The organism is Agaribacter marinus, from assembly GCF_030160655.1.
Taxonomy (GTDB): domain Bacteria; phylum Pseudomonadota; class Gammaproteobacteria; order Enterobacterales; family Alteromonadaceae; genus Glaciecola; species Glaciecola marina.
Genome location: NZ_BSOT01000005.1, coordinates 691,929 through 714,649, shown reverse-complemented (window position 1 = coordinate 714,649; position 22,721 = coordinate 691,929). Strand labels below are relative to the sequence as shown.

Here is a 22,721-nt window from a genome sequence, read left to right as displayed (position 1 = left end):
AAAAGCTCAAAGGGTGAAGTTTTTAGTGGAAGAAAATAGTCTAGACCTTTTTAAACGACTTTGGTTACGATCTGACAAAATTGATATTCCTAGTTACAAGGGAGTAATTAATAGACCGGGCCTAAGATATCTTCAATTTTCATGGGCTCGAGAACGATCAAACGGACAATCATTTAGGCTAGGTGCTTTAAATACATATCAGAAATTGAATTTATCAGAATTTAAAGGTTTGCCTAGTTTCAGTTCCTTAGTTGATGACGTTTTAACGGTTTTACCCTCATCAGTGAATGAGTTTTTTGGAAATGTAAGAGTAACGCCAGAAATAAATCATTTAAGCCAACTTCATTTAGTTCGTCCTTCATCGGATTTTTATTGTTTTAAGAATACAAACTTAAGATTAGGTAAAACGGGATTGTCTATTAGTCGTAATGGGTTAGTTGATCCGATATCAATGTGTTTACTAAAAAAGCATCACTTAAAGCAGCCAGCTGCTCTAAAAATAAAGCAAGGTGTCTTCTGCTCTGATAGGTTTGGAAACGGCAATATAACCCACTTCATGTATGACGTTATTGGACGCTATTTATCTTTAAGACTCCATGACCCCCAGAAATGCAGTGTATTAATTTTACTAAAAGGCAGTATAAGCAAATATCATCTATTTATATTGGAAGTTTTTAATATCCCTTTCATGGAAATAGATCAACGAACTACTGTTAATTGCGAAGAGCTATATGTGAGTTGCGACATAACTAATGATCATTCTGATGGCTTTGCTCATCCGATGAAGTTGTTAGAACCCACTCTTTTTTCATATATGCGAAAACAGCTTTTGCAAGTTGTAAAAGATAACAAACAGTGTAGAAAAATTTATATATCTAGAGCTGACGCTAAACTAAGAATGGTCAAAAATGAAGACGACGTAATGTCAGTATTAGAAAAACGGGGGTTTGCCAGAATCGTTCTTGGAGAACTTTCACCATTAGAACAATTTTCGGCCTTTTTCTCGGCAGAAGAAGTTATCGCGCCACACGGTGCGGGACAGGCAAGTATGATTACTATGCATTCAGGAACAAAAATAAAGGAGTTTTTTCATACTAGTCTCGGCACAGATGCATTCGCTATAGTAGCTCATAGGCTTAAGATAGAGCATTCAGCTAAACGCATACACCCTACAAGCCAAAAACGAATTCAAGCGACACGTATTAAACTGATTGATCTGTGAATAAAACTTTAGATCTAATGCTTTTTAGGTCGTGGCGATAGAAGCACTCAATTACGCTAAAGGAATTTGAGCACTTCAACATTTCTGCAAATCAGGTTAAAACTTCTATACATCATTTAGTTAGAACGTGTATGCATGTCTGTGTCTTCTTGCATAACGTTTTGCTTAACTGGCTTTTTAGGCTGAACAATATTGCCATTTTTTGCCGCGTTGCTACGAAAATCATACATTCTATAGCCTAGCTCTCTGACACTATTCACTAACTCTGGAAATGGTTTGTCCGCGAGATCGACAATCCCTACATTGTAGTTTTCACCGTCACCACGGCCAGTGGGCGGTTGTTCGCCATATTGAAACCAGTGAGTACCGACGATATAAGGATTTAGTAGTGCACTTTCGACATAATCGGTATAAAGCGCTGCTCTGTGTGATTGACTAGTGGCCTCGACGATACCGAGGTGCAAGGCACCACGATCAAGCGCTCCAAAATGAAACTCGCCTATCATAATTGGTTTGTCAACACCTGTCGGTAAGCCAACATTAGACACGTTGTATTGGTATTTATTCATACTGATTACATCGGTATATTTAGCGGCGGTGCGAATAACTGTATCACTGTTAGCCCAAGCCAAACGGCAACCTAAATACATGGCACTTGGCGCAACTGCTTCAAGTTCATCGTGTACCGTCGAAAAATATGTTTCCACAATCTTTGCATAAAAGGCACTTAGATCAGCCCATGCTTTCGATTTGTTTGGCGTATCAGTTGAATTAAGTAAGGCTTTCCAAGAACTGTAACTAGTCCCCCATACTTTATTCAAAGCTGAAATGGAAGAATATTTAGCTTTCAAGTCATTTAAGAATTCCTTTTTGGCAGGTTGATCAGGTGGGCTCTCTAACGTCGCTATGGCAAGCGATCCTTCAGCTCCCCAAGATAGCTCATTTTCAATAAAGAAACCTAAGCACCACGGGTCATCAATTGCATGTTGGCGATCTGACAATGCCCGCTTAATTTGCCTACGAAAGCTAGGGTCAAACACATCATGAAATTTTCCCCAATACCCTTTAGATGCTTCTATTTTTCTCGTGCCATTTACCCAGACAGTTTCAGTATATGGGGTGATACCTGCTTCACAAAGTTGACGATCTGATGCGACCGCTAATGTATTCATCCCCCAACTTCGTAGCCGAGAATGTGCGAGGCGGTCGAATGCTTGCTTCCAATTTTTGCCATATTTTTGATATAAATTTGAGGCCGTAAAATTGTATGTTTCGCGTTCATCTAACGTTTTGTAATATCCATGGGATGCCCGGCCAGCTTTAGAATAAAAGGCACCGTATGGTGTCTCTTTATTTGGCAGCCATTCAAAATAGTCTTCTCTGTCAGTCGTTCCGGTGATAGCCGTGCCAGGATGCACAACTCCTACGCCATGCGACCAAAATAATCGTCCATCTGGGTCAACTAACCACCAGACATCGTCGTACTTTTCTGCTCTAAAGCGGCCTGTCGCTTCCAATTGCGGACCATCCAGCCAGCCACCATATTGATTAAAGTCTGCAGGTCCTGGATACGCTGCTAACTCTCGCTCTTCCACAATTGCCTGTTGGCGCAAATCGTCGACTGACAATGTTTTACCCGGCCAATGTGCATGTTTATATTGCCCAAATCGGTCAACGAAAGGTAAGAAGCCCTTAGGATCTACCAAACGAACTGGATTGGTTGCCCGAATGTTATCAATTAAAAGTTTGTGTTTGTTTTCAGGATAATTAATTGTCACTTTCACTTGGTCTATTGCACTCAAATCAGATTTTGCTTGACCAGGCGCAGCGCGCATCGCGAGCAATTTAAGCGGCTCAGAAAAACGCCAAGGCGACGTGGCAATATCGTCGGCAACAGTTTTTGTTTGTCCAGGCGCAAGGTCAAAACGAATCTCCATTTGCCATGCTTCCATTCCGTCTTCTGGGTCACCTACTTTAAAAATTATTCGCGCAGGATGTTCGCCCAGATTGGTAATGTCCATTTTTACGTGATAATAAGCGTTGAGGTCCCAACTGCCCTTTGGCTTTTTTATGGTTACTCCTGGTGAACCTGAATTGATTCCTGTTTCAATGAGTAATTGTTGAGAGTTATCTTTGTTGATAATACGAGTTTTGGTATCCGTCGATTTCAACTCGACGGCTTTTTCAAAATCAAACAACATTAGCGTGTCCGCAACCGCAGATTGCGCATTAGCTGTATTGACGAAAATAGCAGATGCAAAAAATAATAATGTGGTAAAACTAAGCCTGAATCTTAAATAGGTGGATTTCATGAATTTAGCCTTTTGAAAACATTTTGACATATAAAGAGTAGTTGAATTTAACGGATAAAAAATGAAATGCTGCGAATGATATGCCATATTGGAAATGTAGCGGATTTTGTCACGGCTAATAATAAAAATATTTTTAAGTAATTGATATAACTAAATTTTAATTTTTTTAAGAAAAAATATCCGTGTGAGCTAACGGGAATGAGAGGAAATATCTATCACTTGGTGTACGTTTTCGAACACTGGTTGTTCCTTTGTGAACAGTTTAAACAACGTACTATAAGTGCTATTCCCAAGTGAGTTTTTTTCGTATGTTCTTCACGCCTTGCGCATGCAACTGAGATACTCGACCAATGGAACAATTTCTGATTTCAGCAATTTCCGAAAAACTTTTTAGCTCATAATAATGCATAGACATGACTTCTTGTTGACTATGAGGCAATTCATCGACAACCTTTTTAATGTTACCTTGTAAAACGACCAATTCTTGTGAATCGAAATAAGTGCCCGATAAACGAGTATCCGTAATCATCAAGGCATTGTCTTCTAAAATAAAGCCGATTGTTAATGCAATGATATTTTCAATTAATTCAATATCATCATTCTGGGGCTTGTCGTTAGTGATTGAACGCATCCTTTCTTTCATTCGTCGACGTATCCAATCTGTTGATTGCGAATACTCGGTATATTTAATGATCCCACTTAATATAGCTCCCTTTATCCGCTTAAAAGCATAGCTTCTAAATGTTGCCCCTTTACCCGGATTATAGCTGTCAATGGATTCCAATAATCCTAAGTTAGCAAAATTAATATAGTCGTTAACGTCCACGCCATAAATTCTATACATCCCGAACACTTTTAGGCCAATTGCCCTTGCCCATTTAGCATGACTATTAAATAAATTTATTCGAGATTTACCCCAGTCGCTTGTAGTTTTGTTTGGCCATTTTTCTATATGGCCAATCCAATTAATACTGCTTATCGGTATAGAAATCCTTTCCATAGTTTCGCTCATTAGGTCAAAAAACTTCCAACTAATGACTGTGTGACTAATGTCCAACCATCTATAAGCACGAATAGCATAATTTTTATTGGTAATGCGATAGAAATCGGTGGCACCATAATCATACCTAGGGCCATCAATACGCTTGCAACCACGAGGTCAATAAGCAAAAATGGGATGAATATCATAAATGCAATTTGAAACGCAGTCTTTAGTTCGCTCAATAAGAACGCGGGAATTAAATGCTCAATAAGCACGTCCTCTGCGGCACTAGGGACTTCCGCTTGCGCCATTTCGAGTACTGCGGCAAAGTCTTCTTCTTTGGTCTGCTCAATCATAAACGCTCGGAAAGGTTTAATTCCGTCGTCTACTGCCTGTGAAAGCGATTTTTGACCCGACAAATAAGGCGTTACCGCCGCTTTATCAACTTGCTCAAATACCGGTTGCATCACAAACCAAGTCAAAAATATAGACAAGGTTATTATTACTACATTCGGTGGTGTTTGCATTAAACCTAAGGCTTGCCTTAGCAATGAAAGAACAATGACAATCCGAGTAAAAGCCGTGACGGCAATTAGCAATGCAGGGATCATTGATAACACTGTCATGGTAATTAGCAGACGCACTTCGGGTGCCATTTGATCAAGTACTTCGCTGTTTTCTACCAACGATAAAAAACCATCATCAGCGATAAGTACCGGGCTCATCGTTAGGCACGCCACAACAAAAATCCATTTACAATAAATCATTTACAACTACTACTTTTTAGATTGCTCGACTTTATCCAGCATTATCAAATTATCATTAGACTTGGCGATGACGTATTTATGCTCAGCGGTTTTTACGCTATATATCACAAGGCCACTGTCTACCGTTTGTTTTTCAACTATTGCAATACTTTCTTGCTTTTTAAACGAACTTAACCATGCAGGTATCTCGTCCTTCTTCTTTTTTAAGAAAAAAAGAATCAGCAAGCACACAGCAATAACAACAAAGAGAATGCCTAGCTGACTAAGCGAAAACGCCGATTCTGTTTTAAAGCCAATGTCTGTCACAATTAATTCTTTACATCAATTATTTCGATACCGAAATTTCCATCAATAGCAACAAGATTTCCTGTCGCAATGGTGTCACCATTTAGTACTAGCTCGATTGGTTGATTTACGTCCTTGTTCATATCTAAGGTTTCGCCGGCTTTTAATGAAAAAAGTTGTTCGACGGATACTTCTATTTTGCCAAGTTTGACTTCAACGCTCACGGGTACCGACTTTACTAAACTAAAATCACGTTGGTTGAGCGCTAATGTGTCTTGTACCTCGGTTTTTACTTCAGACAGCTCAACGCGTTTTGCAGTAGATTCCGTCATAATTACATCTCCTTTATAGTGGCTAACACTGCTTTTTTAGTGTTGTTTCTTACTAAATATCCATCTACCGGCACTTTTCGCCTAGATAGTGTTAGATTTACTGGTTGTTCAAGTTTGTGGGAAAGTTTCAAAATTTGCCCCTGTTTTAAATGCGCTAAAGAGCCAATATCGAGTGAGAGATTGTCAAGACCCACCTCAATATTAAGCTTTTCGGGTTTTAGTGCGTCACCAATACTCGTGCAAACTTTACGTTCATCTGTTTTTACGTTATCAGCCAAGCCCAAATGCCGAAGGAATGCATTGTCGCAATATAAGTTGAGAGCGTTGCTCATATCGCCTATGCGAATACGTATTGTGACGCACGAATTCAAACACTTGGAAGGCATCTCGCCGCTGTGAATTGGGATATCAACGTTTAGTGGTTTTAACAAGTCAAAAAGGATCTCTGAACTAAGCTTCTCCAACAATGACTTATCTGCGTCAAACGCCATATCAAACGCTTTACCACTAAGTGATTGAATAAACTCTTCAAAAAGGAAGTGTCCGCCTTTTACAACTAAGTAGCCACTAGATGTTGTGCTTTTACCTGGAAATATTTGATCCGTTGACTCAATATTCACACCATTAAATAGCTGTTCATTAAAATCAATATCAACTCTTGCAGGACACTCAAACCATCGACTTGCCCAAGATTCGATCGCCGCACTTAGCTTTTGTGTTACTGGGGCGCGATGTTCACGCCCAACTATAGATACACGATTGAGCATTATCGACCTCTAGTATTCTCGTATAGCTGCTCCAATAACTGATTGGCTACATTTAAAATTCTAGAACTTGCCTGATATCCGCGCTGAATAATTATCATATCTGCAAATTCTCTAGATAAATCGACATTTGATAACTCGATACTCTCAGACAAGATACTACCTAAACCGGATTCATTTGCGCGCCCAATTACACGTGTCGAGTTGTCACCCGCTTCAAAAACGCTGCCTTGTACGACACTCAATGTAGATAAGTTAGTGAAGTTAGCTAATGCGATGAATGGCCCGTCAACCGCTTCTCCATTAGAATAATTAAGTGTTAGCTGACCGTCTGCAGTAAAATCAACGGTAGTAAGTGATGCCACGCCATAGCCGTCAACGACAGACGCACGTAGCGTCGATGTGTCACCGCCAGAAACCGACGTACCTTTTGCAAAACTGCCATTTTCGCCAAAATCAATTTCTACAGTTGTTTCTCCACCAAGTGAGTCTTCAACTTGAAAACTTACTTTACTGAAGGTATTTACCGGCGTACCTTGGCTATCAAATCGAATTTCTCCGGTATGAACGTCGGCGCCATTGTCATCAACAATCCGCACACTCCAACTGCCGGCTTCAGTAGCAGAATTATTCGTGAATTCAAAACGGTATTGGCGTTGCTCGCCCAAGCCCGTAAACACTTCAACATCTGCAACGGTAAAGCTCGACATGTCTGTTGATAAGTTACCGATAAAATCAACCTGAGAAGTCGCTTGTGGCGCTAAAACACCGACATCACTGATATTAATTTCTTCAAGTTTCCCCTCGTCCGTTATTGCAGCTACTTTGCCACCAGACACCGAATCAACCAATACTCCATCATCATTGAAAATAAATTGACCTGCTTTGGTATAATTTATTTCTCCGTCGTTCATCAAAATGAAGAAACCTTGGCCAGCAATTGCTAAATCGCCAGGATTACCTGTTTGACGAATTTCGCCTTCAGTAAAACGTTGCTGTTGTCCAGAAATTTGCGTACCAAAAGCGCTATCGCCCGAGGTCAAACTAGAATAAAAGGTATCACTGCCTTTAAATCCAGGAGTATTCAAATTCGAAATATTGTTACTTACGTTATCTAGGTTCTGAGAGAACGATAGCATTCCCGATAAACCTGTAAAAAAAGATTGAAACATGATGCTCTCCTATTCCCTAATAAGTCTAATGTCTGTCAGTGACACATCAGATAAAAATTCATCACCTGTCCCTCTGACAGTAAGTGATATTCCATTTTGGCCAAACTGAAGTCCTTCAACGGTGCCGTTAAATAATGCGTTACCGTTAATTACTTCGACTTGTTTTCCAAGCATATTTACGCCTTGATTGGTTGAGTTCATTGCTAGCAAGTTGTTCATGTTTTCATTTAATAAACGCGTTTGCTCCAACGAAGTAAATTGTGCCATCTGCGCCAAAAATTGGCTGTTGTCTACCGGTTCCAATGGATCCTGGTTAGTCAATTGTGTTAAAAACAAGCGAATAAACTCTTCTTGGCCAATAGAAGAATTGTTTATTTGTTGGTTTTCGGTGGTGATGTTGCCCCCAATTGCTTCTATCATCTAAGATCTCCTTTTTGATCCCATAAAATTTTTCCATTTAAGAACACGCGATTTATTTGCGAGTCTTGTGATTGTACAAATGCAGCAATGCGTTTTGAGACCTGCAGTGATGATTCAGAAGTTAGGCTATAGTCTCTGATCCATAAGGTGCGTTGCATGCTGCTTTCTGTGAATAATAAGGAACGTTTAGTAAGCTCTGCCATTTGTGGCGTTGCGGCAAATTGAATGGCGTCCACATTTTTTGCCTTAACGGATACACTTGTCGCAGCGCGTGCGGCATTGTTTGCAAGTAACGCCATATTGCCAGCGTTAAAAGCGACCTTTTGATTAGATATTTTGCTAGTGAATGTCGCACCGTTGTTTACTATTGCATGAGAATTTGTATTCGAACTCTTTGAAGCATCAATTGCTTTCCCCACGGCGTTTTCTGATGCCATCAATTGACCCGGAGAAAGATATGAAAGTACACCGTTGCCAATAGCGCCAAGCTCAAGTTGACGAGTAAAGGCCGCTTGAAGACTGGTGCCGTCAGCACTTATTTGAAACTCATAAATATCACTGCCACTAACGCCTGAATTGACACTATTTACCTGATCAGTTAACAAATATATTTCTGCATTATTAGCGTTTTCGTTCAACAAAAGTACATTTTGTTGCTGACTATTCGTTGCATATTCACTGGTATTAATACCTAACTTAAGCAATTGGCCTGCTATCAATGACGGAGAGTATTCGCTTTGCTCTTGCATATCTGCTGTGCCTGCGAGTGGCTGTTCAATTGCATTACCAAAAAGATACTCACCAAACTGCTGCCCTTTACTATCAGAATTAAGACTTTGTGCCGTTACGTTTTGTAGTAACAAGGTAGTTACATCGAGTTGCGGGATCATTTACTTGCCTCCATTCTGCTATAATTACACTCCATCACACTCTCATCTTCTTTCTTACTAATATAAGACGATATGCTATATTTCGTTTTTTTGACTGCATCGCTAGTTAGTTCTTGTTGTTTTTTTGCTTTATTAAAAGCATGGCGTTTTTCGTGTATTTTTTCTTCTATCGTTGTTTTTTCTGCACCGAGAGAGCGAATATTCTCTTCTAAATGCAAATAGCGCGTATTGAAGCCAGATAAACGAATTGGGCATATAGTGACGCCAGCCAGATAGGCTTCTTTATCAAACATATGCGATTTTTTACTTTCGTTTAATTGAATAATTTTGTCTTCTAAACTCTCACGTTGTTTTATCAACGCAGACAATTCACGACTAATTTGCGACAGCTGGCTATCAGCGTATTTGAGGAACATTGTTTGCTTGCCCATGTCTTTTTTCATTTTATGCAGCATTAACAATATCTCCTATACGCGCAATTTCATGTAAAACATTGTCATAATCTAAACTTTCATTGATCCCTTGCACTAAAAACTCACGTAAAATCCCCCAATTCTCTTTGAGTTTTTCACGATTGTTGCCCTCACCTGACTCAAATAAACCAAGTTCAAGTACATCCTTATTTTGTTGGTAGTCCGCAAAAATTCTTCGTAATGCCTTTGTATAAGTAGTGAATTCATCGTTTTGTAATTTGGTCGCCAATCGACTAACACTTTTACTGATGTCTATCGCAGGAAAATGCGCTTGTTCCGCCAATTCGCGTGTTAGCACAATATGTCCGTCAAGCACTGCCCTTACGCAATCAACAACAGGATCATTAAAGTCATCACTTTCAACCAATACGGTTAACAAGGTTGAAATAGAGCCTCCATTTCTAAATTTTCCAAAACGTTCTATATATTCGGGTAATACGGCAAATACGGATGGCGTATACCCTTTTACCGTCGGTGGTTCACCAATGGCTAAACCTATTTCCCGCAATGCTGAAGCTAAACGGGTGACAGAGTCCATCGTAAAAAATACGTTTTTGCCCTGCGCAGCGTAATATTCAGCAAGCGCTGCGGCATTAAACGCTGCCTTTACTCTTACTAACGGAGAATCCTGCGCGGTCGCTGATATCACTACAGATTTTTTCAGCCCCTCTTCACCTAGTGTTGAATGTACAAACTCTTCAACTTCACGCCCTCGTTCGCCAATAAGAGCGACGATATTAATGTCTGCGTCTACATTTCTGCAGATAGAAGACAGCAGTACGCTTTTCCCTACCCCACTCCCTGACATCAGACCTAAACGCTGCCCTTTTCCAATAGTGGTAAATGCATCAATAGACTTAATCCCTGTTTTTAATACTTCGTCAATTGGCGCTCTATCGAGTGGGTTAGAGGATTTTCGCTGACCAACGTCAATTGTGTGGAGCTCGTTTATAGGTCCCTGTTTATCTAAAGGGTTAGCAAATGCGTCAATAACCCGTCCGAGTAAACTATTTCCTACCTTCAAACTAGCTACTTGGTGGTTAAATACGACTTTATCGCCGCGACTCACACCTGCAGTGCCAAAATAAGGCATAATTAATAGTCGTCCTTGTTTAAAACCAACGACTTCGCCATTTATCACGTCACCAGAATGGAGGTGTATATCACATAAACTTCCTATGCTTGCCTTAGGGCCATCTGCTTCAAGAATTAACCCAACGCAATCAGTCACCCATCCATAAGTGCTGTGAACGGTCATAGCTGATACACGGGAGGCTAAATCTGCGAATTTCATGTTACTGACCTTCTTCAGAAATATTTGCATCTGCAACCATTGATGCAAAATTTTGTAAGCTTTGTTTTAACGAATATTCAATGCCTGATTTCTCGAATTCAATTCTGTAATCACCCTTTTCAAGCGTTACGTCTGCCTTAACGGTTACCACTTTCTCTATCGCATCCAATTTTTTTGTGCGGACTAAGATCGTGTGTAGGCCTTGCGGGATATACAGTGTTTTCGGTTTATCCGCGATATGTTCATTGGCAAGTGCAGTAAAGCGCGCCAAATTGATCTCGGGTGATTCAATTAAATTAGACGTAATGGTAGAAACAGATTTTACGATAAGTTCTTTTATTACCGATTCATCAGAAATTTGCCATTTTTCTGGCGAATTCATGTTATCCACAACGCTTGAAAACGCATCGATGTGTTCATCTAAAGCACTTAATTTTGCATTTAGAGCTTCTTCGTGTTCATGTTTGCTATTATCAAATGCGGCTTGATACGCTTCAGTACTCGCTTGTTTTTTCGCAATTTCTAGGTCATTTGCAAAAAAAGTCTTAAGTATCGTTGTTCGTTCTTCATGGCTAAGTGCATTAAGCGCCTGTGTCGCCTGCTCTACGTTGTCAACGGTCGGTACAATGACACCTGGCGCTTTGCTTGCTGGCTCAACTGGAGACAACCCGGGAATAAATGATGCCACTGAACCTTGGATTAACACATTACTTTCAGCCATTGTTAACGACCTCTAGTTCTAATGCTTTTATTCGCCCAACTGCATGACTAGATAATTCTCCGTTGTCTTTGTCCAAAGCATTAAACCAACGACTTAAAGAACGGCTAAATACCTCTTTTTTAGCGGGCATCGCTTTATTCTCTTCATTTATCGTTCTTAGATTTATGTCGCGTTGTACGCTTGTAAACTTCTTAGCAACGTTCAAGTATTTTTCTAAACGTATACGTCTTTCATCGTTCATTTGAGCAAGTAACCATGCGCAGTCAGCGTCGTTTAAACTGGCCAATTTAATTGCCATCACCTTGTCTTGAGATACATTAGGCATAAACATCTTCCTCTTGCGCTAACCACTCATTCACTTCAAGTAACAGCTTTTCTCGTTTTTGCTTTTGTGCCGTCTTGTAACGAGACAAACCAACTGCGCCCCCAATTAAAACAATTAATAGTACTATTGCGCCCACTGCCATAAATTTGGATGAGTCATCAGTTAAACCCACTGCACTATCTGTATTTGCGGTATTTGCTATATTTGCAACGGGCGTCGCTGCAAGGTCATTAGCATTGCTGTTTGCAATAGTCGCGATATCTGCTTGATTGGTATCGCTTTGCTGATTTGTATTTGCCGTTGGTAGCGTAATATTTAGCACTTCAAGCGCAAAGGTATCGCCTCTCGCTTCATCAATTCCCATACCTGCTGCGAGTACTTGTTTTAACTTTAACAATTGTTCATCCGTTAAATCTGCATTAACAGCAATACCAACGCTTAATGATTCAATTTCACCTGATGAATAAACCGTTTCTTCGGTTTCTTGACCATGACGGTATTCAGTTTCTCGCTCTTGAGAAAGTGAGACATCCTTACTTTCTTCAGGTTTATTGGTGCTAGGCGTTGCGGATACTTTCGACTCTTTTTCTCGTACCACAAGCCCTTGTCCGTTCTGCCCAGTAGCAAACCCTTGCGTAGTCTTTCTCTTTTGGTCAAAGTTAAGAGCAGCATCAACCGAAATCGCTACACTTTCAGGCGGCACAAACAGAGTTAAAATTCGATACGCTTTCTCTGTTAACATTTGTTCGATTTGCAGTTTAGTTTCGTACTTTTTACTTAAATTTGCTGTTAGGCCCTGTTCATCTGGCGGATTCAATTCCAACCCGTTTTTGTCGAACACGGCGACATTTGTCGATAGCATTTTGTCCACTGCATTAGCTACCAGTCGTTTAATACCTAGTACCTGCTCGTTACCAATGTTTGCTTCGGGCAATTGCTCTAGATAGACTGACGCTTTGGCCTCAGATTTATTCGCTGAGAACAATCGTTTCGGAGCAAACGTGATATGTACACGCGCGGTTTTAATTCCCGGCATTGAGGAAATTGTTCTTGCTAGCTCACCTTGAATAGCGCGCTTATAAGTGACGTCCTGAGAAAAGTCCGTCATACTGTAGTCAGCGTTATCAAACAATTCTAACCCTTGAACGTCAGGCAGTCCCAAGCTTTCAGTTAGTGTTACGCGTAGCTTTTCCGCCACATTCTGATCGACCATTAGGGTTGTGCCATCTGCTGTTTGCGTTAACTCGTACATCACCCCTTGCTCGTCTAATTTAGCGATAGCGGCGGTAGCCATTTGTTCATCGAGCCCTTCAAGTACCGGGCTATATTTTGGCATCAACAACCAAACTGTTGCGGCAATAAAAAGTAAGGCAACACCTCCGATAATCACAAAAAATGACGTTCGCTTTTTACTGTCCATTGCATTAATTACTTCGGTCATGATGTTATACCTGCATTCTCATAATTTCTTGATAGCCTTCGAGCAGCTTATTCCGTACTTCCACTGCAAGGCGTAATTCGCTTTTTGCTTCTTGCATAGCGATCATTACTTCGTGAGTACTGATAGGTTTGTTTAATGCCATATCAGTAAGTACCTGATCAGCACGTTGTAAACTCGCGCTTATGTCTTGTAATCCGTCAGTGAGTATTTGCCCAAAATTTTGCGTTGGTGCCACATTTAGTTGCTCAATAAACAGATCTGACGATGGAGTAATCTCCGTTGCGTTAATCGCAGAAACAGCTTCAATTGTCATTACTAACTCCTTTTATTTTCCTATTTCAAGCGCTTTGCTGTTAATACTCATTTGGGCATTAAAGGCCTTAACGTTCGCTTCATATGCACGAGTAGCCTCAGTTAAGATGACCATTTGCTCAGCTACATCTACATTTGCATAATGCACAAAACCTTGCGTATCTGCGGCCGGATGATCTGGCTGAAATACCTTTCTGTCTGCTACATTGGTTGTCTGCATTTTCACATTATCTTTGTCAAACATTGCACTATCGAGTGTGTTATCAAGCTGCACAGTAAGCGCTTGGAATCCATTGCCACTTAGTGGTTGAATAACGTTTGCATTCGCAATATTGATAGTGGCCGCATCTATACGCATTTTTTGATAGTGCATGCCATAGTCAGATACATTCATCACTTCGGTAACAGCCATTATTTTTGTGCTCCTAATACCAGTGATTTAATACTCAAACGTCTATTTAACGCTTCTACCAAGGCTTGAAATTCAAGCATCGCTTTTGTCGAGTCAGAATTTTCAGTTGCCAAATCAACTGCGTTTCCCGTGTCATACTCAAGTGATTCAATATTGCCTGCGTTACTGTTAAATACCTTCAAATAGTCGAGGCGTTGCTCATTATTCATTGCGTCTAAACGCGCTAGTGGCTGTTTAAAGTCTAATTTCATCTGTGTTTGAAAATCGGCATTTGCAATATTTTTAGCAGCCATCTTTTGTTGCGCTGATTGCATATCCAACGCAAACTTTACAAGTTCAAAAGTTACGGGTTCCATTTATTGTTTTCCTTATTGAATAATCAGTTCAGCGTGCAACGCGCCCGATTGTTTAATCGCTTGCAATACCGAAATTAAATCGCGAGTTGATAAGTTCAACGCCTTCAGTGCATCAACTAACTCGCCAATACTGGCTCCTGGTAGCGCATGAATTTCGCCCTTTCCGCCTTCAGTGACTTCGATGTCCGAGTTCGCTATCACGAGTGAACCGATTGACTCACCGGTTTGACGAAAAAATCCATTAGGTTGTGATGCAGAGAACTCGGTTTCTATTCTAAGCTTTAGTTCACCATGACTGATTACAACGTCGTCTATACGTACGCCTGCGCCTGCGACCACCGTGCCGTTACGCTCGTTTATTACGACTCTGGCAAAATTATCTGGGCGAACTTCGATAGACTCAATTTTCGACATCAGTTGCATAAGCGGTTGGTTTGACGATAGTTGCAAATTGATTTTTCCAGGGTGATTAGATTCAATTTTGCTGCTAGGGAATTTTGTTGAAATAGCGTCGATGATGCGTTGAGCGGTCGTAAAATCAGGCTCATTCAACACTAACGTTAGCCCACTATTTTCGATATCAAAATGATAATCTATTGATTTTTCTACATTTGCGCCATTAGGTACGACGCCGACAGTCGGATGATTTTTTTGCACGCGATTACCATTAAAATCAAAACGATACCCGCCCACACTTAAGGGACCTTGCGCTAGGGCATATATGTCACCATTAGCTGCTTCAAGCGGCGTTAATAGCAGCGTGCCACCTTGCAAGCTTCGGGCATCACCAATCGATGACACATTTACTTCTAGCGTATCTCCACTTTGCGCGTATGCCGGCAAAGACGCGGTGACCATTACCGCGGCAACATTACGGCTTTTAATTTGATTTGCGTCTACAATTAAATTAAAACTTTGGAGCGTATTGCTCAATGACTGAATAGTTGCTTGATTACTATTTGAGTCACCAGTCCCCGAAAGACCAACAACCAATCCGTAGCCAATAAGTGGGTTGTCTTGCACACCTTGAATGCGTGCCAAATCTTTTAAACGCACTGATGACGCAGATGCATTCGCCAACAACAAAAAACAACAAAAGATACTCAGTGGTATTCGCAAACTTTTCATACTAAAACCCCAACCATTCAATAAAACGCGTGAATACATTGCCATTTTTACCTGATGTTACTTCGCCTTCACCTTCGATAACGATTTCAGCATTTTGCACACGGAATGACGGCACCATATTGTTGTTGCTAACATCTTCTAGTCGCACATTGCCTTTTATCGTAATGATCTGCTGCTCTTCATTGACGGTAATCTTTTGCGTCCCTTCTATAATCAAAGTGTCGTTATCTTTTTTACCAACAACTACAGCTGTTAACTGCGCACGCACAAAGCCATTCCTGTTGGTACCGGCATTGCCTTCGTTAGATGAGCCAATGCTAACGCCGCTGTTCCACGACCTGTCATCAACCGATGCACCACCGTTAAAGCCAAATTGCCCTTCGCTTACTTCGCCAGCACTAGATGTCGCTTGAACATTTTGATATACCAATACGGTGATTCCATCACCAATATCGACCGCTTTTTTATCCGCGTGTAATGCCTTAAATTTGGCTTCGTCGTACAACGATTGCGCACTAACAAAGCTGCTACACAACAACATGGCGATTAACACCTTATACCGAAACATGTACTTCTCCTTCCGCAACTACAACGGCATTACTTAACGAGTTGCTACCATTTACCTTGACTTTAATTTGTTCGCCTTCGTTAGCGCTTGTCATCGCCCTTCCTTTTGCTTCAATGACCACTGGTCCATTTGTTACCATCACTTTAACCATCTGCCCTTGTGTAACAGCATTTTTTAGCTGAATATCACTCAGCATTACGGCTTGCCCTTTTCGCATTGATTTTTTAAATTCATGGCGTGTTAGCACCGCTTCAGCTGGCAGTTCTTTACCTGTCCATAATTGCTTTACAATTGAAAAATCACTTTTATTCACGGCATCAAACTTCGCCACACTGTGATTTAATTCAAGCACGTTAATCATCGCTGAATAGCGAAGTGTTACATCTATATCTGAGTTGCTTTTTTCATCGGATAACACAGTAAATTTTGCGATAGCGTTTCGTTGACCCAATCGTTTCAGCGATACAAAACGAACGCTGTATTCAGACGAATTTGCACAAGGTAACTTCTCGAACAACAGCTGTTCCAACACGACGTGCTTTTTAGCCAATTGTGCAGACAATTCAGATGTCACACTATCGCGTAACTCACTTTCTTTTATTGGAAAACACAAGCTCACCCAGGTCTTATTTCTGCCACTCCACGTAAGCTTGACGCTGTCCGCCATTTGATTATTTAACCAATGCGTGATTTGTTGCTGCGTAACCCAACCGGTAAGTTCGCTAGGCCATGCTAGCGTCGTAAGTGCCGCAGACTCAGTATCAACCACATCGACTAACATTGCCGGTGCCGTTAGCCTGTTTACCGATTGAATAAAGCGCACATCAGATGCGTTACTCAATGCAGGCAACAACAAACAAGCCAATAAAAGAAAGAAGCTAATTTTCATCGTCTTAAATTGTTTATCGTATCTAGTAGTTGGTCAGATACTTGGATGATCCGTGCATTAAGCTGATAGCCACGTTGTGCAAGCATCAAATTCACCATTTCTTCGGTCATCGATACGTTGCTTACTTCGGTTGAGCCTTGAAGTATTTGTCCAGTACCAAGTTCGCCAGGTTTACTATAAATCGCATTGCCTGCGCGCTCTGACGCCGCATACAAATTATTGCCTAGTGTTTCGAGGCCTTCATTGTTTACAAATTTCGTCAATTCTAGTTGACCCACTTCTTGTATTTCATCTGTGCCATCAAGCTCGACCATGACTTTGCCGTCACTTGAAATCGTCATGTTTTTTGCGTCTGGTGGAATTTGAATATTCGTAGACAACTTGTATCCCTGTGTTGTTACTAAGTTACCGTCGGCATCTAGGCGCATTCTTCCTGCTCTTGTGTACGCGTAGTCACCCGAGGGCATTTCGACTTCAATAAATCCATTGCCCTGAATTGCAAGATCAAATGGGTTACCAGTTGGCTTTAAATCACCAATAGTAAAATCTTTCATTCCCGTCATTATTTTTACGCCTGCGCCATTATTGACGGATGACGACAAACTGCTTTGATTGCTCTCTGGTGTCGCTTGTGTTTGGTATACAAGATCGACAAAGCTCAAGTTCGTTTTTTTAAAACCCGGTGTAGACGCGTTTGCGATGTTGTTTGAAATAACATCGATGAGACGCTGCTGCGACGTCATCCCTGTTTCTGCAATATAAAGTGATTCAATCATTTTTATCTTTTCCCTAACTCATTGATGCCTGCATTTGCCACTTGGTCAATTGCCAATACTGCTTTTTGTAAACTTTGTGTATGTCTTGATAGCTCAATCATGCGGATCATGTCTTTTGATACTTCCGCATTTGCGCCATTCACTGCGCCTTGTTGTATGTTATTTTCAATGACTTCAAAAGTAGACTCGGCGCGGTAAACAGAGTTACCCATGCGCGTAACTTGTGCGCCTTTATCCATCGTAACTGACCTTAGTTGGTCTACTCGTTGGCCATCAACATAGATAACGCCTTTACTGTCAATTTGGATATCACCTTCTGGCAATACAATAGCCCCAAATTCCCCCATTACTTGCGCGCCTGACAAGTGTGTTAATTCATTTTGTGCATTAACGTGTAACCGACCGTGGCGGGTAAGTACCGCTTCACCTGCCAGTTCAAGTAACAAAAATCCATCATTTATCATTGCAACGTCTAGCGGCCTATTGGAGGTAATCACCGCACTACTCGCTTTAGTCGATACTGTTTCACGAAGTTGATTGCTGGCATCGGCAGAAAATTCTGCAAATACTTCGGTGGCCATGTAGCCAGGTGTATTTGCATTTGCAATATTGTGACTTACAACATCAACCTGCTTTACATTGTTTTGAATGCTTTTTAGGACAATATCGATAGCATCTGAACTCATTATTAAGCCGCCTTATCTGTTGATGGATTGTCTGACACTATCGAGAAAGACTGCACATTTACTGTTGTTGGAATTTCGTTTAGTGACAATATGTGCATTTGTGGCAATGCTCGCTCACAAAATAAGAATAAATGCCGGCGCAGTATTGGCGTGCAAAGCACGACCGGTTTTACCCGCTTACCCATCATTTTTTCTACATTGCTCGACAACGATTTAAGTAAACTTTCGGTAGTCGCCGCATCGATGGCTAAAGACATATTGCTGTCGCCATCAACTACACCAGACACTAAACGTTGCTCAAACCTCGGCTCAAACGTGAGTACATTTAAGGTCCCGTTTTTGTCTACCAGCGATTGGCAGATTTGATTTCTGAGCTTACGTCTTACCGCTTCCACTAATGAGTGAATTGACTTGTCTGACTTCGCGGCATCAACAAGCTCTTCCAAAATCATTGGTAAATTACGAATCGACACTTTTTCTTGTAGGAGTGTTTGCAATATTTTTTGGATCTCAGAGTAAGACAAAATATTGGGCACTAACTCGTCGATCAGACCTGATTGAGAATCGGCGATGCGCGACAATAACTTTTCTGCTTCTTTCCGCGTGACAAATTCGGGGCTATATCGTTTTAGTGTTTCGGTTAAATGCGTGAGTAGCGTTGTCTCAGGGTCTACAACCGTATAACCGCCATTGCGTGCCAGTTCTACGTCGTTGTCATCAATCCAAATTGCGGGTAACCCATAAGTGGGTTCTTTGGTCTTTTTGCCTTTGAGATCGTTTCGATTGCCTGAGGGGTCTATCGCTAAATGATGATTAGCCATCACGTCACCTTTAGCTACCTGAGAGCCTTGAATGAACAAGTGGTATTCGTTAGCGTCCATGGTATTGTCAACCATTATGGTTTCTGTTGGCAACACCACACCAAATTCCATTGCAAACTGTTTTCTAAAGCTATTCAGTCGAGAGGTAAGTGTGCTTTGCTCCTCATTAATAAATGCATTTACTTCAAACCCCAACCGTAATTCTAGCGTATTGATTTGAGTCAATGCATATAAATCTGCGCCGTCTTCGGTCTGTGCCTTAGCACTGTCTAATTCATTCTGTTGTGTTGACTCGCTACTTGTTTTAGCAACACTTGTTCGATGAGCAAAATATGCAATTGCGCCAAACACCACTGACAAAAGTAACAACGGTAATGTAGGGAGTCCGGGCATAAACATTAAAATGCCTAGCGTTACCGCGATGATAATCAGTATTTTGGGCTGTGAGGTAATTTGTTTGGTAAGCTCTTTACCCAACTGCGAGTCTGAGGCGGCACGAGTAATGATAATACCTGTGGCGGTTGCCACGATAAGCGATGGGATTTGAGTAACAATACCGTCACCTACTGTTAGCAGCGTAAAGGTATGCATTGCTTCACCCCAGCTCATACCGTGTTGAGCTACGCCTATCGACAAACCGCCAATAATGTTGATGAGAATAATAATGATACCGGCAATCGCATCACCTTTAACAAATTTGGTTGATCCGTCCATAGCACCATAAAAGTTAGCTTCCTTCTCAATGGCAAGGCGTCTTTCTTTTGCTTCGACTTCGTCAATAATCCCCATGTTCAAGTCAGCATCTATGCTCATTTGTTTGCCCGGCATACTGTCTAGCGTAAAGCGGGCAGCAACCTCTGCCACCCGTTGAGCGCCGTTTGTGACGACCACATACTGCACCACAATCAAAATGAGGAATACAACCAAACCAATTACATAGTTGCCGTCAACCACTTGCGACCCAATAGCACTGATGACTTGACCGGCATCAGCGTCTGCCAAGATTAAACGCGTAGATGATACGTTCAGTCCCAATCTAAATAAGGTTGCAATTAAAATGAGCGACGGAAACGTTGAAAAACTGAGAGGTTTATCTGTATAAAATGTTAGCAGTAAGATTACTAAGGCCAAACTAAAATTCATTAGCAACAGCAAATCTAAGAATGCAGCGGGCACAGGTATAAACAACAACATTAATATTGCGACAACGGCCAATACCAATGCCAATTCACTTTTTCCGTGTTTAAACAAACCAATCATGATTGACTTCCTTGTTGATGATTTGAATGCGCTACGCCATCAAATTTTAGTACTTGTTTTAAAATTTCAGCGACGCCCTGATAACAATCTTCTGGGATAAACCCGTCAATAACACTGTTTTTGTATATCGCGCGTGCGAGCGGTATATTTCTAAAAATAGGCACATTGTGGTGTCGTGCAATTTTTCGAATAACTGCGGCACTTTTGTCCGCCCCCATAGATAAAATTTTGGGAGCTAGCATTTCCGTTGGTTTATATGACAACGCCACTGCAATGTGTTCTGGGTTGGTAATGATGACATCTGCATCTTTCACACTTTTTAGGGATGCCGCTTTTTTCAATAGCTCTTTTTGAATCTGCTTTTGTTTTTGCTTAATTTGCGGGTCACCTTCGCGTTTTTTGTGCTCATCTTTGATGTCTTGCATGCTCATTCGCATTTGGCGACCAAAATCCCATTTGCTAAATGCGAAATCGATTAATGCATGTGGCAAAATTAATCCAATAATCATTAACGCCAATACAATCGACATATTTGACCAATGTACAACAAAGCTTTTTTCAGTCATGCCGTAGCTTTGCATGACTTTATCCAGCCAATATTCACCAATATTGAGCCAAACTAAGACAATAATACCGACTTTCAACAATGCCTTTAGTAGTTCAAATAAAGTTTTGATTGCAAACAATTTTTTAAACCCTTGTACTGGGTTTAGCCGAGTGAAATCGGGTGTGATTGGGTGCGTCGAAAAAATTGGGCCGGTTTGAATAATGTTGAACAAAATTGCGCCTAATACAATTACTGCCAGTAAAGGAGCAAATAATTCAAAAACTACCATAGACACATCAAAAAATAAGCCTTTAAGCGATAAAGGGGTAATAGCTATTTGCCCTGACTGCAATAAAAGCTCTCGCATTTGCGATTGCAAGCCATCCCAAATTTGCCCCCCTGTCATAAACATTGCACCACAAAACGCAATAAATATGAGTAAGCTAGATACTTCGTTACTTTTAGCTACTTGCCCCTTCTTTTTCGCTTCTTCGAGTTTATGGGGCGTGGCTTTTTCTGATTTATTTGAATCATCTGCCATTACAATACCCACCCAAATCGAAACCATTCGATAAGTGACTGCAAAATTTGAGAAATAAGTGGCTTCATGTACTGCATAGCCACCGACATTAATAAAATGCCGACACCAATTTTTAGCGGCAACATTACAAAATATACGTTCATTTGAGGCATGGTTTTAGCAATGATGCCATTGAACAAATCAAGCATCCAAAGCGCCATCATGACTGGGCCAAACAACAAGAACGCAAAGACAAGTTGAGCAGAAAAGTACCCCATGATGTTGGCAAAATAGAATTCGCCATTCCAACTCCCAGGGGGTACATAGGTAAATATTTCGACAATGACGGCCAATATTTGATGATGCGTATTGGTCACCAAAATTAAGAGCGTCATGAATAGGGTTAGCATGGTTCCTAAGAGCGGGTCATTATTGCGACTAATAGGGTCTATAACCCCTGCGGCCGCAAAACCAATTTGCATATCGAGTACTCGCCCCATAATTTGAATGGCCGCAAACATTAGCTGAAACCCAAGCGCCATTAGTACGCCTAAACCAAACTCTCCCAACATTTCAAACATCCATGTTGTTTTTGGTAATGCTTGCCATTGAGAAGACGTTAACTGTGTAACCGCAATTGTAAATATCAGCAGTAACATGAGCCTTACTGTAGTGGGAAACCTAGCGACTGGCGTCATGCTCATACCTATAAATAGCGGCGACAAACGGCTTGCTACCAAAGAGTACGGTTGAATAAAAGCAACAACGGCGTCCACTAAAAGCTCCCTGCTTGAATGATGATATCTCTGGCGAAGGCCACTAAAGTAGATAACATCCAATTGCCGGCAAAATATAACACCGCAATACAAATGAAGATTTTGGGTACAAACGTTAGGGTCATTTCTTGGATTTGCGTAACGACCTGAAAGATACTAATTGTAACGCCCGCTAGTAGCGTAACAATTAGAATAGGTGCTGCAATTTGCAGACCCATGCTAAACATTTGACCCATTAGTCCTATGGCAAAGTCTAAATCCACGACGTAA

General features: G+C 41.0%; 27 protein-coding genes. 1 reads left to right on the top strand and 26 read right to left on the bottom strand.

Translation table 11 applies throughout. The features are described from left to right. Positions 1-25 precede the first annotated feature (25 nt). Positions 26-1,222 (top strand): glycosyltransferase family 61 protein, encoded by a 1,197-nt coding sequence (locus tag QQK00_RS04765; protein ID WP_284216329.1) that lies wholly within the window; start codon positions 26-28, stop codon positions 1,220-1,222. A 116-nt stretch (positions 1,223-1,338) separates the two neighbouring features. Here the strand turns inward: QQK00_RS04765 and QQK00_RS04760 are convergent, their stop codons facing one another. The 26 genes from QQK00_RS04760 to QQK00_RS04635 all read right to left on the bottom strand — a co-directional run bounded on the left by QQK00_RS04760 (position 1,339) and on the right by QQK00_RS04635 (position 22,714). Next, positions 1,339-3,534, bottom strand: a complete 2,196-nt coding sequence (locus QQK00_RS04760) for a beta-agarase (RefSeq protein WP_284216328.1) — start codon at positions 3,532-3,534, stop codon at positions 1,339-1,341. A gap of 283 nt (positions 3,535-3,817) precedes the next feature. After that, entirely contained in the window at positions 3,818-4,546 is a 729-nt protein-coding gene (locus QQK00_RS04755; RefSeq protein WP_284216327.1) for a sigma-70 family RNA polymerase sigma factor, read from the bottom strand. Beyond that, positions 4,546-5,283, bottom strand: coding sequence for a flagellar type III secretion system pore protein FliP (gene fliP, locus QQK00_RS04750; protein WP_284216326.1), 738 nt, complete (start codon positions 5,281-5,283; stop codon positions 4,546-4,548). The genes QQK00_RS04755 and fliP overlap by 1 nt, the downstream gene beginning before the upstream one ends. A gap of 9 nt (positions 5,284-5,292) precedes the next feature. After that, positions 5,293-5,589, bottom strand: a complete 297-nt coding sequence (locus tag QQK00_RS04745; RefSeq protein WP_284216325.1) for a hypothetical protein — start codon at positions 5,587-5,589, stop codon at positions 5,293-5,295. Positions 5,590-5,591: 2 nt separating this feature from the next. After that, positions 5,592-5,900 carry a FliM/FliN family flagellar motor switch protein gene (locus QQK00_RS04740; protein WP_284216324.1) on the bottom strand — a complete coding sequence of 103 codons (309 nt, stop codon included), beginning with the start codon at positions 5,898-5,900 and terminating at the stop codon, positions 5,592-5,594. 2 nt (positions 5,901-5,902) lie between these two features. Beyond that, complete coding sequence (locus QQK00_RS04735) at positions 5,903-6,667, bottom strand: hypothetical protein (protein WP_284216323.1); 765 nt, start codon at positions 6,665-6,667, stop codon at positions 5,903-5,905. Then, positions 6,667-7,836, bottom strand: coding sequence for a flagellar basal-body rod protein FlgF (flgF, locus tag QQK00_RS04730; protein WP_284216322.1), 1,170 nt, complete (start codon positions 7,834-7,836; stop codon positions 6,667-6,669). Before flgF ends, QQK00_RS04735 begins: the two co-directional genes overlap by 1 nt. 9 nt (positions 7,837-7,845) lie before the next feature. Beyond that, on the bottom strand, positions 7,846-8,256 hold the full coding sequence (locus QQK00_RS04725) for a flagellar hook assembly protein FlgD (protein ID WP_284216321.1): 411 nt from the start codon (positions 8,254-8,256) through the stop codon (positions 7,846-7,848). Next, a complete protein-coding gene (locus tag QQK00_RS04720) occupies positions 8,253-9,146 on the bottom strand; it encodes a hypothetical protein (protein WP_284216320.1) in 894 nt (297 codons plus the stop codon). Before QQK00_RS04720 ends, QQK00_RS04725 begins: the two co-directional genes overlap by 4 nt. After that, positions 9,143-9,601 (bottom strand): hypothetical protein, encoded by a 459-nt coding sequence (locus QQK00_RS04715; RefSeq protein WP_284216319.1) that lies wholly within the window; start codon positions 9,599-9,601, stop codon positions 9,143-9,145. Before QQK00_RS04715 ends, QQK00_RS04720 begins: the two co-directional genes overlap by 4 nt. Next, a complete protein-coding gene (locus tag QQK00_RS04710) occupies positions 9,591-10,913 on the bottom strand; it encodes a FliI/YscN family ATPase (protein WP_284216318.1) in 1,323 nt (440 codons plus the stop codon). Before QQK00_RS04710 ends, QQK00_RS04715 begins: the two co-directional genes overlap by 11 nt. Position 10,914: 1 nt before the next feature. Further along, a complete protein-coding gene (locus tag QQK00_RS04705; RefSeq protein WP_284216317.1) occupies positions 10,915-11,634 on the bottom strand; it encodes a FliH/SctL family protein in 720 nt (239 codons plus the stop codon). Beyond that, positions 11,627-11,959, bottom strand: a complete 333-nt coding sequence (locus QQK00_RS04700) for a hypothetical protein (RefSeq protein ID WP_284216316.1) — start codon at positions 11,957-11,959, stop codon at positions 11,627-11,629. The genes QQK00_RS04705 and QQK00_RS04700 overlap by 8 nt, the downstream gene beginning before the upstream one ends. After that, complete coding sequence (gene fliF, locus QQK00_RS04695) at positions 11,952-13,400, bottom strand: flagellar basal-body MS-ring/collar protein FliF (protein ID WP_284216315.1); 1,449 nt, start codon at positions 13,398-13,400, stop codon at positions 11,952-11,954. The genes QQK00_RS04700 and fliF overlap by 8 nt, the downstream gene beginning before the upstream one ends. A 4-nt stretch (positions 13,401-13,404) precedes the next feature. Further along, complete coding sequence (fliE, locus tag QQK00_RS04690; RefSeq protein ID WP_284216314.1) at positions 13,405-13,713, bottom strand: flagellar hook-basal body complex protein FliE; 309 nt, start codon at positions 13,711-13,713, stop codon at positions 13,405-13,407. 12 nt (positions 13,714-13,725) lie between these two features. Then, complete coding sequence (locus tag QQK00_RS04685; protein WP_284216313.1) at positions 13,726-14,124, bottom strand: flagellar basal body rod protein FlgC; 399 nt, start codon at positions 14,122-14,124, stop codon at positions 13,726-13,728. Further along, positions 14,124-14,480 (bottom strand): hypothetical protein, encoded by a 357-nt coding sequence (locus QQK00_RS04680; protein ID WP_284216312.1) that lies wholly within the window; start codon positions 14,478-14,480, stop codon positions 14,124-14,126. The genes QQK00_RS04685 and QQK00_RS04680 overlap by 1 nt, the downstream gene beginning before the upstream one ends. A gap of 12 nt (positions 14,481-14,492) precedes the next feature. Beyond that, complete coding sequence (locus QQK00_RS04675; protein ID WP_284216311.1) at positions 14,493-15,608, bottom strand: flagellar basal body P-ring protein FlgI; 1,116 nt, start codon at positions 15,606-15,608, stop codon at positions 14,493-14,495. A gap of 1 nt (position 15,609) precedes the next feature. Next, complete coding sequence (locus tag QQK00_RS04670; protein ID WP_284216310.1) at positions 15,610-16,176, bottom strand: flagellar basal body L-ring protein FlgH; 567 nt, start codon at positions 16,174-16,176, stop codon at positions 15,610-15,612. Beyond that, positions 16,163-17,065: a flagellar basal body P-ring formation chaperone FlgA gene (gene flgA / locus QQK00_RS04665; RefSeq protein WP_284216309.1), complete on the bottom strand. Its 903-nt coding sequence runs from the start codon at positions 17,063-17,065 to the stop codon at positions 16,163-16,165. Before flgA ends, QQK00_RS04670 begins: the two co-directional genes overlap by 14 nt. Continuing rightward, positions 17,062-17,841 carry a flagellar basal-body rod protein FlgG gene (flgG, locus tag QQK00_RS04660; protein WP_284216308.1) on the bottom strand — a complete coding sequence of 260 codons (780 nt, stop codon included), beginning with the start codon at positions 17,839-17,841 and terminating at the stop codon, positions 17,062-17,064. The genes flgA and flgG overlap by 4 nt, the downstream gene beginning before the upstream one ends. Before the next feature lie 2 nt (positions 17,842-17,843). Continuing rightward, a complete protein-coding gene (locus QQK00_RS04655; RefSeq protein WP_284216307.1) occupies positions 17,844-18,527 on the bottom strand; it encodes a flagellar basal body protein in 684 nt (227 codons plus the stop codon). Positions 18,528-18,529: 2 nt separating this feature from the next. Continuing rightward, positions 18,530-20,608, bottom strand: coding sequence for a flagellar biosynthesis protein FlhA (locus tag QQK00_RS04650; RefSeq protein ID WP_284216306.1), 2,079 nt, complete (start codon positions 20,606-20,608; stop codon positions 18,530-18,532). Further along, positions 20,605-21,696 (bottom strand): EscU/YscU/HrcU family type III secretion system export apparatus switch protein, encoded by a 1,092-nt coding sequence (locus QQK00_RS04645; protein WP_284216305.1) that lies wholly within the window; start codon positions 21,694-21,696, stop codon positions 20,605-20,607. The genes QQK00_RS04650 and QQK00_RS04645 overlap by 4 nt, the downstream gene beginning before the upstream one ends. After that, complete coding sequence (locus QQK00_RS04640; protein ID WP_284216304.1) at positions 21,696-22,451, bottom strand: flagellar biosynthetic protein FliR; 756 nt, start codon at positions 22,449-22,451, stop codon at positions 21,696-21,698. Before QQK00_RS04640 ends, QQK00_RS04645 begins: the two co-directional genes overlap by 1 nt. Beyond that, positions 22,451-22,714 (bottom strand): flagellar biosynthetic protein FliQ, encoded by a 264-nt coding sequence (locus tag QQK00_RS04635; RefSeq protein ID WP_284216303.1) that lies wholly within the window; start codon positions 22,712-22,714, stop codon positions 22,451-22,453. Before QQK00_RS04635 ends, QQK00_RS04640 begins: the two co-directional genes overlap by 1 nt. Positions 22,715-22,721: the final 7 nt, after the last annotated feature.

Excerpts from the sequence above, each read along its gene's own strand:
- QQK00_RS04760 (WP_284216328.1), bottom strand. The coding sequence starts at position 3,534 with ATGAAATCCACCTATTTAAGATTCAGGCTTAGTTTTACCACATTATTA.
- QQK00_RS04755 (WP_284216327.1), bottom strand. The coding sequence starts at position 4,546 with ATGAGCGAAACTATGGAAAGGATTTCTATACCGATAAGCAGTATTAAT.
- fliP (WP_284216326.1), bottom strand. The coding sequence starts at position 5,283 with ATGATTTATTGTAAATGGATTTTTGTTGTGGCGTGCCTAACGATGAGC.
- QQK00_RS04740 (WP_284216324.1), bottom strand. The coding sequence starts at position 5,900 with ATGACGGAATCTACTGCAAAACGCGTTGAGCTGTCTGAAGTAAAAACC.
- QQK00_RS04735 (WP_284216323.1), bottom strand. The coding sequence starts at position 6,667 with ATGCTCAATCGTGTATCTATAGTTGGGCGTGAACATCGCGCCCCAGTA.
- flgF (WP_284216322.1), bottom strand. The coding sequence starts at position 7,836 with ATGTTTCAATCTTTTTTTACAGGTTTATCGGGAATGCTATCGTTCTCT.
- QQK00_RS04725 (WP_284216321.1), bottom strand. The coding sequence starts at position 8,256 with ATGATAGAAGCAATTGGGGGCAACATCACCACCGAAAACCAACAAATA.
- QQK00_RS04720 (WP_284216320.1), bottom strand. The coding sequence starts at position 9,146 with ATGATCCCGCAACTCGATGTAACTACCTTGTTACTACAAAACGTAACG.
- QQK00_RS04715 (WP_284216319.1), bottom strand. The coding sequence starts at position 9,601 with ATGCTGCATAAAATGAAAAAAGACATGGGCAAGCAAACAATGTTCCTC.
- QQK00_RS04710 (WP_284216318.1), bottom strand. The coding sequence starts at position 10,913 with ATGAAATTCGCAGATTTAGCCTCCCGTGTATCAGCTATGACCGTTCAC.
- QQK00_RS04705 (WP_284216317.1), bottom strand. The coding sequence starts at position 11,634 with ATGGCTGAAAGTAATGTGTTAATCCAAGGTTCAGTGGCATCATTTATT.
- QQK00_RS04700 (WP_284216316.1), bottom strand. The coding sequence starts at position 11,959 with ATGCCTAATGTATCTCAAGACAAGGTGATGGCAATTAAATTGGCCAGT.
- fliF (WP_284216315.1), bottom strand. The coding sequence starts at position 13,400 with ATGACCGAAGTAATTAATGCAATGGACAGTAAAAAGCGAACGTCATTT.
- fliE (WP_284216314.1), bottom strand. The coding sequence starts at position 13,713 with ATGACAATTGAAGCTGTTTCTGCGATTAACGCAACGGAGATTACTCCA.
- QQK00_RS04685 (WP_284216313.1), bottom strand. The coding sequence starts at position 14,124 with ATGGCTGTTACCGAAGTGATGAATGTATCTGACTATGGCATGCACTAT.
- QQK00_RS04680 (WP_284216312.1), bottom strand. The coding sequence starts at position 14,480 with ATGGAACCCGTAACTTTTGAACTTGTAAAGTTTGCGTTGGATATGCAA.
- QQK00_RS04675 (WP_284216311.1), bottom strand. The coding sequence starts at position 15,608 with ATGAAAAGTTTGCGAATACCACTGAGTATCTTTTGTTGTTTTTTGTTG.
- QQK00_RS04670 (WP_284216310.1), bottom strand. The coding sequence starts at position 16,176 with ATGTTTCGGTATAAGGTGTTAATCGCCATGTTGTTGTGTAGCAGCTTT.
- flgA (WP_284216309.1), bottom strand. The coding sequence starts at position 17,065 with ATGAAAATTAGCTTCTTTCTTTTATTGGCTTGTTTGTTGTTGCCTGCA.
- flgG (WP_284216308.1), bottom strand. The coding sequence starts at position 17,841 with ATGATTGAATCACTTTATATTGCAGAAACAGGGATGACGTCGCAGCAG.
- QQK00_RS04655 (WP_284216307.1), bottom strand. The coding sequence starts at position 18,527 with ATGAGTTCAGATGCTATCGATATTGTCCTAAAAAGCATTCAAAACAAT.
- QQK00_RS04650 (WP_284216306.1), bottom strand. The coding sequence starts at position 20,608 with ATGATTGGTTTGTTTAAACACGGAAAAAGTGAATTGGCATTGGTATTG.
- QQK00_RS04645 (WP_284216305.1), bottom strand. The coding sequence starts at position 21,696 with ATGGCAGATGATTCAAATAAATCAGAAAAAGCCACGCCCCATAAACTC.